At 59.4% G+C, this 12,320-nt stretch carries 10 protein-coding genes; all 10 read left to right on the forward strand.

The window, feature by feature from the left end:
- Positions 1-538, forward strand: a 538-nt coding sequence (locus AC6CDK_RS08285) for a TetR/AcrR family transcriptional regulator (protein WP_496639799.1), incomplete at its 5' end; no start/stop codon positions are given.
- A 41-nt stretch (positions 539-579) separates the two neighbouring features.
- Positions 580-750 carry a hypothetical protein gene (locus tag AC6CDK_RS08290; RefSeq protein ID WP_153304095.1) on the forward strand — a complete coding sequence of 57 codons (171 nt, stop codon included), beginning with the start codon at positions 580-582 and terminating at the stop codon, positions 748-750.
- Between the two features lie 17 nt (positions 751-767).
- Entirely contained in the window at positions 768-1,967 is a 1,200-nt protein-coding gene (locus AC6CDK_RS08295; RefSeq protein WP_318842687.1) for an efflux RND transporter periplasmic adaptor subunit, read from the forward strand.
- A gap of 130 nt (positions 1,968-2,097) precedes the next feature.
- Complete coding sequence (locus AC6CDK_RS08300; RefSeq protein WP_192905487.1) at positions 2,098-5,256, forward strand: efflux RND transporter permease subunit; 3,159 nt, start codon at positions 2,098-2,100, stop codon at positions 5,254-5,256.
- A 157-nt stretch (positions 5,257-5,413) separates the two neighbouring features.
- Positions 5,414-6,796, forward strand: coding sequence for an AdeC/AdeK/OprM family multidrug efflux complex outer membrane factor (gene adeC, locus AC6CDK_RS08305; RefSeq protein ID WP_153304094.1), 1,383 nt, complete (start codon positions 5,414-5,416; stop codon positions 6,794-6,796).
- A 519-nt stretch (positions 6,797-7,315) separates the two neighbouring features.
- Complete coding sequence (locus AC6CDK_RS08310; RefSeq protein WP_010943331.1) at positions 7,316-7,702, forward strand: response regulator; 387 nt, start codon at positions 7,316-7,318, stop codon at positions 7,700-7,702.
- A gap of 213 nt (positions 7,703-7,915) precedes the next feature.
- Complete coding sequence (locus AC6CDK_RS08315; protein WP_192905488.1) at positions 7,916-9,001, forward strand: IS5-like element ISGsu2 family transposase; 1,086 nt, start codon at positions 7,916-7,918, stop codon at positions 8,999-9,001.
- Positions 9,002-9,168: 167 nt separating this feature from the next.
- The gene (locus AC6CDK_RS08320; protein ID WP_010943330.1) at positions 9,169-10,158 is read left to right on the forward strand and encodes a TAXI family TRAP transporter solute-binding subunit; all 990 of its coding nucleotides are present in this window, start codon (positions 9,169-9,171) and stop codon (positions 10,156-10,158) included.
- Positions 10,159-10,200: 42 nt separating this feature from the next.
- A complete protein-coding gene (locus AC6CDK_RS08325) occupies positions 10,201-11,487 on the forward strand; it encodes an alpha/beta hydrolase (RefSeq protein ID WP_010943329.1) in 1,287 nt (428 codons plus the stop codon).
- A 3-nt stretch (positions 11,488-11,490) separates the two neighbouring features.
- The gene (locus tag AC6CDK_RS08330; RefSeq protein ID WP_010943328.1) at positions 11,491-12,255 is read left to right on the forward strand and encodes an MlaA family lipoprotein; all 765 of its coding nucleotides are present in this window, start codon (positions 11,491-11,493) and stop codon (positions 12,253-12,255) included.
- The last annotated feature ends 65 nt before the right edge of the window (positions 12,256-12,320 follow it).

Genomic DNA, 12,320 nt, shown 5'->3' on the forward strand with positions numbered 1-12,320 from the left:
GGCCCTTGAGCTTATCGCAGAGCACGGCTTTCACGGTGCTCCCATGGCGCTCATCGCAGAGCGTGCAGGGGTGGGGGCCGGCACGATCTACCGGTATTTCGAGAACAAGGACGTGCTGATTAATGAACTGTATCGGGGGCTGGAAGAGAGAATCTACCCCGTCATTACGGAGGGGTATGTGGAGTTGAAAGCGTTCAGGGGGCGGTTTCTCCATCTCGGCACGGCGCTTCTCCGCTATTTTATCAAAAATCCTCTTGATTTTCGCTATCTGGAGCAATTTCACAATTCTCCTTACGGGGTGGCGTTCCGCCGGGAAAAGCTTCTGGGGGAACGGGAAGGGTGTGACGTCTACCACGAGCTGTTCAAAGAGGGGGTTGCCCAGCAGGTTCTGAAGGATGTTCCGTTGCCACTCCTCTTTGCCCTGTCCTTCGGTCCGCTTCTGGCTGCTGCGCGGGACCACATCCTCGGATTTATCGAACTGGACGATGCACTCATAGCCCGCACGATCGAGGCGTGCTGGGATGCGGTGAAAAGGTAGGAGACTCTGTAATCTCCTGTCGTTGATTGGCTAAGGAATGAATGTTCATTCTTGATGCGGTGGAGGACGCTGTTCATGGGGCGAATCCGCTGAAAGGGAATGGCGCGTATGACACTGTTTATCGTAGCAACCATGGCGGTCTGGGCCCTGACGGCTATTATCGCTTTTTTGGGGAAAAACAAGTAACTGGCCGTTTGGCCGGCAATTTATGAACAGTATCGAGGTGTGTATGCAACCCATGTACAGAACACGACTGATGGCCGTAGCGGGACTTCTTGCGGTCGGGATAATGATGGCCGGTTGCGGCAAGAAGAACGCTGCAGCTCCCCCTGCCAGCGGCCCTCCCGAAGTGGGGGTGATCGTTGCCAAGCCTGAGCGCGTTGCCCTGACCACGGAGCTGCCGGGCCGGACATCGCCGCTTCTGATTGCCGAAGTTCGCCCCCAGGTAAGTGGGATCATCCAGAAGCGCCTGTTTGTCGAAGGTTCCGACGTGAAGGCGGGGCAGGTCCTCTACCAGATTGACCCGGCCACGTACCAGGCGGCCTTTGCCAGTGCCAAGGCAGCCCTTGCCCGGGCCGAGGCCAATCTCATTCCGGCACGGCTGAAGGAAGAGCGCTTCCGTGACCTGGTCAAGATCAAAGCTGTGAGCCAGCAGGACTATGACGACGCCAATGCCGCTCTCAAACAGGCCGAAGCCGACGTGGCTTCCGCCAAGGCTGCGGTGGAGACGGCCAGGATCAATCTGGCCTACACGAAGGTGGCCGCCCCCATCTCCGGCCGCATCGGCCGCTCGGCCGTCACCGACGGGGCGCTGGTGACCGCCAATCAGTCCGCGGCCCTGGCCACCGTTCAGCAGATCAGCCCCATGTACGTGGATGTCACCCAGTCCAGCGCCGAGCTGTTGAAGTTGAAGCAGAACCTGGCCAGCGGCGTTATGAAAGACAACTCTGCAGGCCAGGCTAAGGTCAAGCTCCTGCTTGAAGACGGCAGCCCGTATCCGCTGGCGGGGACCCTGAAGTTTTCGGAAGTGACCGTGGACCAGAGCACCGGCTCCATCACCCTGCGGGCGGTCTTCCCCAACCCGAAGCAGACCCTGTTGCCCGGCATGTTCGTGCGGGCCATTGTTGAGGAAGGGGTGAGCGATCAGGCGATGCTGGTCCCGCAACGGGGCGTAACCCGCAATCCCCAGGGTGAAGCCATGGTTATGGTGGTGGGTGCCGAGGAGAAGGTAGAGCCGCGGATTATCAAGGTTGTCCGGACCGTGGGGGAAAGCTGGCTGGTGAGCGACGGCCTGAAAGCCGGCGACCGGGTCATCCTCGAGGGTATCCAGAAGGCACGGCCGGGCACGCAGGTGAAAGCCGTGCCGTTCGGGGCGAAACCGGAGGCTGCGTCCGGCGGAGCGGCACAGCCGGCTGCGGCCGCGAAGTAAGCTTCCCCCTCCAACGAGGGAAGGGGGAAGGTTGGACATTATCATGGCGTCATCCCCACAGCCATGACCCTCCCCGTCAGGGGGGAGGGGATTATTGAGAGGATTTGCGAACATAACAAGGAGCTCCTTCATGTCCCGCTTTTTCATAAACAGACCAATTTTTGCCTGGGTTATCTCCATCATGGTCATGCTGGGGGGACTGCTGGCCATCAAGACTCTGCCGGTCTCACAGTATCCGCCCATCGCGCCGCCCCTGATCACCATCAATGCCATGTATCCGGGGGCATCGGCCCAGACGGTGCAGGACACGGTCACCCAGGTCATCGAGCAGAAGCTGAACGGGATCGACAACCTGATCTACATGTCGTCCACCAGCGACTCCGCCGGTGCCGTGGCCATCAACCTGACCTTCAAGGCCGGCACCGATCCCAACATCGCCCAGGTGCAGGTGCAGAACAAGCTGCAGCTGGCCACCCCGCTCCTCCCTCAGATCGTCCAACGGCAGGGAATCCAGGTGGTGAAATCCACCAGAAACTTCCTGCTGATCGTCGGCCTGGTGTCGGAAGACGGGTCCCTGGACCGAAACGTCCTCAACGACTACCTGGTTTCCAACGTCCAGGACATCATCAGCCGCGTGGAAGGGGTGGGAGAACTGCAACTGTTCGGTTCCCAGAACGCCATGCGGATCTGGCTGGATCCTGCCAGGCTGAACAACTATCACCTGACCACCAATGATGTGATTGCGGCGCTGCAGGCGCAGAACGCCCAGGTTTCGGCCGGCCAGTTCGGCGGCAGCCCTGCCGTCCACGGGCAGCAGCTGAATGCAACTATCACCGCCCGCACCCTGCTCCAGACTCCGGAGCAGTTTAACAACATCATCCTGCGTACGAACCCCGACGGTTCCACGGTCAAGCTGAAAGACGTGGCCGAGGCCAAGGTCGGTACCGAGAATTACGATATCGAAGCCCGCTACAAGGGAAAACCGCTGGGCGGCATGGCGATCAGGCTGGCGGCCGGCGCCAACGCTCTGGATACGGGTGAGCGGGTCAAAGCCAAGATGGAGGAGCTCTCCCGCTACTTCCCCGCCGGCATGAAGGTTGTCTATCCCTACGACACCACCCCCTTTGTGAAGATATCCATCAAAGAGGTGGTCAAGACTCTGATCGAGGCCGTCTTCCTGGTCTTCATCATCATGTTCCTGTTCCTGCAGAACATCCGGGCGACTCTTATTCCGACCATCGCCGTGCCGGTTGTTCTCCTGGGGACCATGGGGGTGCTGGCGGCCGCGGGGTTCTCCATCAACACCCTGACCATGTTCGCGCTGGTTATCGTCATCGGCCTACTTGTGGACGACGCCATCGTCGTGGTGGAGAACGTGGAGCGGATCATGTCCGAGGAGGGGCTCTCTCCCCACGACGCCACCATCAAGTCCATGGGGCAGATCACCAGCGCTCTTTGGGGAATCGCCACCGTACTGTCGGCCGTCTTCCTGCCAATGGCCTTCTTCGGCGGTTCCACCGGCGTTATCTATCGCCAGTTCTCGATCACCATCATTTCGGCCATGATCCTGTCGGTACTGGTGGCCCAGATACTGACGCCGGCCCTCTGCTCCACCCTGCTCAAGCCGGTTGAAAAAGGACATACCCCGGGTGAATGCGGCTGGTTCTGCCAGTTCTTCCGCCACTTCAACAAGGGGTTCGACTGGGCACGGGAGAAATACGAAGGGATTGTCGGCCGCTCCTTCGGCAAGCCGGTCCGGTACCTGGTGGTTTACGGCGGTATCGTGGCGGTAATGGTGTTCTTCTTCCTGCGGCTGCCGACGGCCTTCCTGCCGGACGAGGACCAGGGGTTCATCATCTGTCAGGTCCAGTTGCCCGCCGGAGCCACCAAGGAGCGGACCATCAAGGTCATCGAGGAGCTTGAGCACCATTTCCTGGAGCGGGAGAAAAAGACCGTGGAGGCCATCATTACCGTGGCCGGCTTCAGCTTCGCCGGTCGCGGCCAGAACATGGGCCTTGCCTTTGTCAAGCTGAAGGATTGGGAGCTGCGCCCGACCCCCGACCTCAAGGCGCCGGCCGTTGCCGGCAGGGCCATGGCGGCATTTTCGAAGATCAAGGACGGTATGGCCTTTGCCTTTTCGCCGCCGGCGGTGGTGGAGCTGGGGCAGGCCAACGGCTTTGACTTCATGCTGCAGGACCGCAGCGGCCTGGGGCATGACAAGCTGATGGAGGCTCGCAACCAGCTGTTGGGCATGGCCATGAAAAATCCGAAGTTAATGGCGGTTCGTCCCAATGGCCAGGATGACTCCCCCCAGTTCAAGCTTGATATCGATGATGTGCGGGCCGGAGCGCTGGGCGTGTCGCAAACCAGCATCAACGAAGTTCTTTCCACTGCCTGGGGCAGTTCCTACGTGAACGACTTCATCGAGAACGGGCGGGTCAAGAAGGTCTATCTCCAGGCCGACGCCAGGTACCGCATGCTGCCGGAGGATATCGGCACGTGGTATGTACGCAATAACAACGGGGAGATGGTGCCGTTCTCGGCCTTTGCCACCGCCCACTGGCAGTATGGTTCGCCCCGTCTGGAACGCTACAACGGCATCCCGTCCGTGGAGATCATGGGGCAGGCTGCGCCGGGGGTGAGCACCGGCGAGGCCATGGCCGAAATGGAGAAGATGGCGGCCCAGCTGCCTGCCGGCATCGGCTATGAATGGACCGGCCTCTCCTATGAGGAAAAACAGGCGGGTGCCCAGGCTCCAGCCCTCTATGCCATCTCGCTGCTGGTGGTGTTCCTGGCCGTGGCCGCCCTGTACGAGAGCTGGACGATCCCCTTCGTCAACCTGCTGATGCTTCCCCTCGGCCTGGTGGGCGCGGTGACCGCCGTTACCCTGCGGATGCTTCCCAACGACGTCTATCTCCAGATCGGCCTCCTGACCACCGTGGGCCTTTCCACCAAGAACGCCATCCTGATCATCCAGTTCATCAAGGAGCAGCTGCATCACGGGCACGATCTGGTGGAGGCCACTCTCCTGGCGGTGAAGATCAGGTTGCGGCCGGTCATCATGACCTCGCTGGCGTTTTTCTTCGGCACCCTGCCGCTGGCGCTCACCAAGGGGGCCGGGGCCGCGGCCCAGAACGCCATCGGTACCGCCGTGACCGGCGGCCTCCTCTCGGCCACTTTTATCGACCTGATTTTCATTCCGTTCTTTTTCGTGATGGTGTCGAAACTCTTTGCCAAAAAGCAGACTGCCGTACAGCCGCCCGCTGACACAGCGTCGGAGGTGAATTGAGATGAGTATGTTCGGAATAACACAGAGTAGCAGAGCAACAGAGCAACAATCTGATCCCGCTGCCACCGTTTGTCGTGCAGCCAGCAAGCGATCGCAGAGAGTTTCCGGTTTTGCGCCAAAGCCTTTCTCTGTTGCTCAAGTGCTCTATGTTTCAATTATGACATTGACCCTGGCCGGTTGCACCACCATGGCCCCCAAATACGAGCGGCCCGCCGCTCCGGTGCCAGTCGCGTGGCCCGAAGGCCCCGCCTACAAACAGACGGCGTCCGCAACTGAAAAGCCGGTGGCCGACATCCCCTGGCAGGAGTTTTTCGTGGACGAGAAGCTGCACAAGCTGATCGCTCTGGCTCTGGAGAACAACCGGGACCTGAGGGCCGCGGCTCTCAACATCGAGCGCTCCCGAGCCCAGTACCAGATCCGGCGCTCGGATCTCTTCCCGAAGGTGGACGCCAGCGCCGGCGCAACGTTCACACGGCAGCCAGAAGGCCTGTCGGCCACGGGCCGGGCCGATACCATCGATCAGTACAGTGTCGGACTCGGGGTCAGTTCCTACGAACTGGACCTTTTCGGCCGGGTACGCAGTCTCAAGGACCAGGCACTGGAACAGTACCTGGCCACTGAGCAGGCCCGGCGTAGCGTCCAGATCAGCCTCGTGTCGGAGGTTGCCGTCAACTACCTCACCCTCGCCGCCGACCGCGAGCGGCTGAAACTGGCACAGGAAACCCTGGCGAACCAGCAGGAGTCCTACCAGCTCACCAAGAGCCGCTTCGATGCAGGCGTCTCTTCGGCTCTCGATCTGCATCAGGCCCAGACCAGCGTCGACGCCGCCCGGGTGGACATCGCCCGCTTCACCACCCTGGTGGCCCAGGATGGGAACGCCCTGAGTCTGGTGGTCGGCTCGCCCGTGCCGGCGGAACTCCTTCCGTCGGCACTTTCCGACACCCTTACCGCCCTGAAGGATGTGGCGCCGGGCCTGCCGTCCGACGTGCTGTTGCGGCGCCCCGATATCCTCCAGGCCGAGAACCTTCTGAAGGGAGCCAATGCCAACATCGGTGCCGCCCGGGCCAACTTCTTCCCCCGCATAACTCTGGTGTCCAACGTTGGCTTTGGCAGCGATGATCTGGCCAAGCTCTTCTCCGGCGATTCCTTCACCTGGAGCTTCGCACCCCGGATCACGCTCCCCATCTTCACTGCCGGAGCGAACCAGGCCACGCTGGAGGTGGCGGAAGCGGACCGCAACATCGCCGTTGCCCAGTACGAGAAGGTGATTCAGACCGCCTTCCGTGAGGTGGCCGATGCCCTGGCCCAGCGCGGTACCATCGACGACCAGCTTACGGCCCAGCAGTCCCTCTCCGATGCCACGGCCGAGAGCCATCGGTTGTCCCAGGCCCGCTACGAAAAGGGGGTGGATAACTATCTGCAGGTGCTCGATTCCCAACGGGCCCTGTACAGCGCCCAGCAGAACCTGATCGGTGTCCGCCTCGTCCGGCTTCTCAATCTGGCGACCCTTTACAAGGTGCTGGGCGGTGGGAGCGAGTAGCGGGCGGGGAACCTGAGGGCAATCACGGATACAGAGCGCAACTTCATCGAATGCTTGAAGTAGTCCACGAGGAATTGATCTATGGACCGGAACAATTTTCAATTTAAGGATTCGTCAGCGGCACGCACCTATATCAGTGGAATTGCCTATCAATACGATAACCCTGAACACATGATGGAGTTCCTCCGTGCTTGCGATATTGTGTGCGCTGCATTGGTACGTAATTTGTTATATGAATGCAGATATAGGCGTATACAGAGAGGTTGTTTGAGTGGTGAATCCGGCAGTAACGACGATATTCAGTCAGATTGCGTAGAAATGCGTGATAGCTATGTCATGTCTTACCAGGAATTCACTAAAGCAAAAGATAGGTTGCAGAAGATAGTGGGTAAATTGAAAATTCCCTACTAAGCATGATGCTGTGCGTAGTTGTATTTGATCGGGTAACTCTATCGTGTTGGCTGTTCATATGTTGTACTCTGACAGGCAGGCAAGGGAAATTGTCGCAGAGGTGCTCATATGGGAAGAATTAACGTTCTTATCGTCGACGATGATGTCAATTTTTTATATGTTCTGGGTTTGCTCCTTGAGTCAAAAGATCTGGAGGTCACTTCAGCCTCGCGTGGAGCAGAAGCAGTCGACATCGTGCGGAAAACCACGTTCGACATGGTCATAACCGATTTCAGCATGCCGGGTATGAATGGTCTTGAACTGGCGGCTGCCGTAAAAGAACTGCATCCCGACCTCCCGGTCATGATGGTTACGTGCGAAGTGACATCAGATCTCATTGAAATGGCTACAGATGTCGGCATCTGCCGGGTTTTGGACAAACCGGTCAATGTGGGACGGCTGTTGGCGGACATCCGGCACTTTTCCCGGAGGAAAGGCCGGCATACACCCGCCTGAACAGAGTGCGCATCGCGACCGTGTGCCGGATAGGTTCTCCCGAACAAACACGGGAAAGGGTGGTATCCTTTCCGGTAGTGGTTCTGGCGAGACAGACTTAGCGTATCGAACATCCATCCTCCACGCTAGCAGGCTGTTGAAATTGAAATAGAGAAAACAGCCTATTTGTGGTACATTGTCGCGCATAACGCTCTACAATTATTGAGGAAAGTTATGCGCGGTTTTGACAGCAACACAGAAGCTCTCTTTACCTATGTGACACCTGAATCCTTTGTCCCGAAGGACCACCCCTTGCGGGCCATCCGTAAAATGGCCGACGAAGCCCTGGCAGGGATGGACAAGCTCTTTGACAGCATGTACGCCACAACCGGCCGCTCCTCAATCCCACCGGAGAAGCTCTTGAAAGCCCAACTGCTGATGATCCTCTACTCCATCCGCAGCAACCGGCAGTTGGTAGAGCAGATCCATTACAACTTCCTGTTCCGCTGGTTCCTCGGCATGGGCTTGGACGAGAAAGTCTGGGATCATTCCAGCTTTACCAAGAACAGTGACCGATTGATTGGCTCCGAAGTTGCCGCCGAGTTTCTTTCCCGGGTTCTGGCCCAGGCAGAGCGTAAGCGACTGTTGTCCCGCGAGCACTTCACCGTTGACGGAACTCTCATCGAAGCCTGGGCTTCCATCAAGAGCTTCAAGCCCAAGGATGGACCTCCTTCAGCCGGTGGTGGCGGCAGAAACGATACCGTGGATTTCAAGGGACAGAAACTTACCAACGAAACCCATGGTTCCACCACTGACCCTGATGCCCGGCTCTACCGCAAGGGGAAGAACAAGGAAGCCAAGCTCTGCTACCAGGGACATACCCTGATGGAGAATCGTAGTGGCCTCATCATCAGGACCAAGGTGACAACGGCAACCGGTTGCGGTGAGCGCGACGCAGCAAAGGCCATGGTGCAGCAATTGCCAAGGACGACCCGACGGATCACTCTTGGCTGCGACAAAGGCTACGACACAGAATCATTCGTCAAAGAGCTGCGTAGGCTAAAGATAACGCCACACGTGGCCCAGAACACCTCCAACAGGAAATCGGCCATCGACGGCAGAACCACCAAGCATCCGAACTACACCATCAGCCAGAAGATCAGGAAACGAATCGAAGAAGGCTTTGGCTGGATGAAGACCGTGGGCAGATTACGCAAGACGATGTACCGGGGAATCGAGAAGATCGCCATGCAACTTGATCTGCACGCTGCGGCCTACAACCTGGTTCGGATGAAAAACCTGGGTCTCGGTGTCACCTGAGAGGGGAAAACCAGGCTACATCAGCAGTATATGAGGTTGATAAAGAGCAAAAAGAACGAGAAACAAAGGTTCTGAGCAACAAAACTGATTCAAAAAAAACGAACTGCAAAGTTCAGCAAGTCAAATGGGGCCGATTTTCAACGGCCTGCTAGAGGAGGAAGTGACCGATGACCTGCTTCTCCAGATTCATACCGTTGAAACTGTCTCTTTTGGCGGCAGTGACACTGCTCCTGACGCCCGCGGCCCTTCCCGCATTTCCGCAGCACACGCTTTCAATCGGTTCCGGGAACACCACCGGTTCCTACTATGTCTCGTCCAGTGCCATAGCCAAGATATTCAACCGGCGCAGCGCCGAATACGGCATGCGGCTCGCCACCGTTTCGTCCCAGGGGTCGGTGGCCAATGTGGAAAGCGTCTCGGAGGGGAGAACGGCCTTCGGGATAGCCCAGGACGACGTACTGCGGGATGCGTCGCGGGGCGCCGGCAGATGGGCGGGAAAGAGTCAACCGGGCCTGCGAGCCGTTCTCGGCCTTCCGGTTGAAGCCGTGACAGTCGTCGCCGCAGCGGATGCCGGTATCAGCCGGATGGGAGACCTCAAGGGCAAGCGGGTCAACATCGGTGCCGAGGGATCCTTCGACCATGACTATGCGGTGACCCTGCTCCGTCTCTCCGGCCTCGTTCCCTCAGACGTGGTCATCTCGACCCATCCCGCCTCGCTTGCCTCCGAACTGCTGCAGAAGAACGATATCGACGCCTACATTTATACGGTGTCGCATCCGAACCTTGCCGTCATGGAGGCCAGCACCGGCCCCCGGAAGGTTGTCCTCGTGCCCCTCGACACCTCGCTGATCGAACGGGTGACGGCCGAAAACCCGCTTCTGCTGCCCGCGGTGGTTCCCACCAGTTCCTATCCGGTGCTGGAGCACGCCGGGGTGGTGCCGACCATCGGTATCCGGTCGATACTGTTCACCCGCTCCGACATGGCGGAGGAAACCGTTTATCGCCTGGTGCGGGATATCATGACGAACTTCGATCTTTTCAGGCGCCAGCACCCGTCCCTGCAGGTCCTTTCTCCCCGTGAGGCTGCCGACGCCGCGGTCATTCCCCTCCATCCCGGAGCCGAACGCTTTTTCCGGGAGGCGGGCACCGCCCCCTGAGCCGCGGGCGGTGCGCCCACAAACCGTTTTCCGGAGGACACCATGAAGCGGTTCATCGTCCTGTTTTTCCTGGCGGCGTGTTTCCCCCTGGCTCCGAACGCGGCGGCCGCGCCTCAGTCATATTTTTATCCCTTCGTAAATCCCTATGAGGCAACCGTCATGGAGTTGCCGAGAAATTTCGAGGTCAGGCTTCCCGAGAAGGTCCCGTCCCGGGAGTTCACCCTGAAGGTGTTTCCCGCCCGCGAGATCCCGCCGGCCTTCTGGTACGAAGATGGTCTCGTCTGCACCCTGGCCTACCAGAACCATCGGGCACCCCTGGTCTTCATCATTGCCGGAACCGGGGCCAGCCACAACACCCCACGCATGGTAAAGCTCCGGAGCGCCCTGTACCAGGGTGGGTTCCACGTCATCTCCCTGACGTCGCCAACCCATATGGATTTCGTGGTGAACGCCTCGTCGGGGCTCCCGGGGGATCCCCTCGACGACGCGCGGGATCTCTACCGGGTCATGGAGATGGCCTATGACGCGGTGCGGGATACCATAGACGTTTCGGGCTTCGATCTTGCCGGCTACAGCCTTGGCGCGTTCAACGCGGCGTTTGTCGCCCGGCTCGACGAAGAGGAGAAACGATTCAATTTCAGCAAGGTTCTTCTCATCAACCCTCCGGTCAGCCTGTATGAGTCAGTGGCGGCCCTGGATCAACTGCTGGTGGAGAACGTCCCGCAGGGGATGGAGCAGTTCGACGCCTGGTTCCGCAGCGTTTTTGCCGAATTTTCCCACGTCAGCAGGGAGGTGGGGCCGGGAAGTCTCAGCGGGGATTTCATCTACAGCGCCTATAAGCGGTTTCCTCCCAATGAGGAGAATCTTGCCGCACTCATCGGCCTTTCTTTCCGCATGAGTGCGGCCAACATGATTTTCACCGCCGACGTCATGAACGGTGGCGGCTATATCGTCCCCAGAAATGCGAGGCTCACCGCCACCTCGTCCCTCACCCGCTACGCCACGGTCTCGTTGCACACGCGCTTCACCGACTATTTCGACGAATGGTTCTTTCCCAACCGCCGGCACCGCGAACCGTCCCTGACCCGTCAGGCTCTGCTGGCGCGCATGAGCCTCCGTTCCCAGGAGGCCTACCTGCGGAACGCGGACAAAGTCGGGCTGATCCATAACGAGGACGATATCATTCTCGCTCCGGGAGATATCGACTACCTCCAGGGAGTCTTTGGCGGACGAGCCCGGTTGTTCCCCACCGGTGGCCACATGGGAAACATGTTCCACCCCGACGTGGTCTCATTCATGATCGATTTTCTGGCCGGGAAGGAGAGGTGAGCCATGGGCACCGTCCTTGCGAGAATCAAGCTCCTGTTGGTGATCCTTGCGGCCCTTCTGCCGGCGGCGGGATGCAGTAGCCTTCCCCAGGCGGTTCCCGCCGGCGCCTTGCCCCTGCGCACCTACGAGGATGTGGTCAAGGAGGGGATGTCACCGATGTTTGAAGTGGACGACTCCCTGGAAGGTTTCAACCGGGGAGTATACCGGTTCAACTACTATTTCGACGAGTTCCTGTTCCGTCCCGTTGTCCGCACCTACGAAACCATCATGCCCGATTACGCCGAAGAACGGGTTTCCAGTGCCATCGACAACATCGGCGAAGTGGGCAACCTCGCCAATAACCTCCTGCAGCTCAAGTTCAAGGCCGCCGGTATCACCGTGAGCCGCTTCGTCATCAACTCCACTGTCGGCGTTGCCGGGCTCTGGGATCCGGCCGGCGCCTGGGGCCTCAGGCGCCAGCCGGAGGATTTCGGCCAAACCCTCGGCCGCTACGGGGTAGGGAACGGCTCATATCTCGTCCTTCCGGTCCTGGGGCCATCCAATGTCCGGGACACAACCGGCCTTGCCGTGGACTCGGCAGCCTTCACTCTGGCCGGTCCCGCTGCCTGGGTCGACAATGCCGCCATTACCGCGGCCTACACCGGCACCTCCGCCGTGGACAGGCGGCACCGGATACCGTTCCGCTATCGCCAGACCGGTTCGCCGTTCGAGTACGAATTGCTCCGGATGCTGTACACCATGAAGCGGGAGGACGACGTGGCCAACTGACGGAGCTGGGGGAGGCCGTCACCCTTGCCGGCCTGAGCCGGCGGATTGCCACGGAAGTCGGAACC

It is taken from the genome of Geobacter sp. PheSNFMC (assembly GCF_059620965.1).

Bases quoted from the DNA above. Each gene is read 5' to 3' on its own strand.
- AC6CDK_RS08310 (WP_010943331.1), top strand. From the start codon at position 7,316: ATGGGAAGAATTAACGTTCTTATCGTCGACGATGATGTCAATTTTTTA.
- adeC (WP_153304094.1), top strand. From the start codon at position 5,414: ATGACATTGACCCTGGCCGGTTGCACCACCATGGCCCCCAAATACGAG.
- AC6CDK_RS08315 (WP_192905488.1), top strand. From the start codon at position 7,916: ATGCGCGGTTTTGACAGCAACACAGAAGCTCTCTTTACCTATGTGACA.
- AC6CDK_RS08300 (WP_192905487.1), top strand. From the start codon at position 2,098: ATGTCCCGCTTTTTCATAAACAGACCAATTTTTGCCTGGGTTATCTCC.
- AC6CDK_RS08325 (WP_010943329.1), top strand. From the start codon at position 10,201: ATGAAGCGGTTCATCGTCCTGTTTTTCCTGGCGGCGTGTTTCCCCCTG.
- AC6CDK_RS08290 (WP_153304095.1), top strand. From the start codon at position 580: ATGTTCATTCTTGATGCGGTGGAGGACGCTGTTCATGGGGCGAATCCG.
- AC6CDK_RS08295 (WP_318842687.1), top strand. From the start codon at position 768: ATGCAACCCATGTACAGAACACGACTGATGGCCGTAGCGGGACTTCTT.
- AC6CDK_RS08320 (WP_010943330.1), top strand. From the start codon at position 9,169: ATGACCTGCTTCTCCAGATTCATACCGTTGAAACTGTCTCTTTTGGCG.
- AC6CDK_RS08330 (WP_010943328.1), top strand. From the start codon at position 11,491: ATGGGCACCGTCCTTGCGAGAATCAAGCTCCTGTTGGTGATCCTTGCG.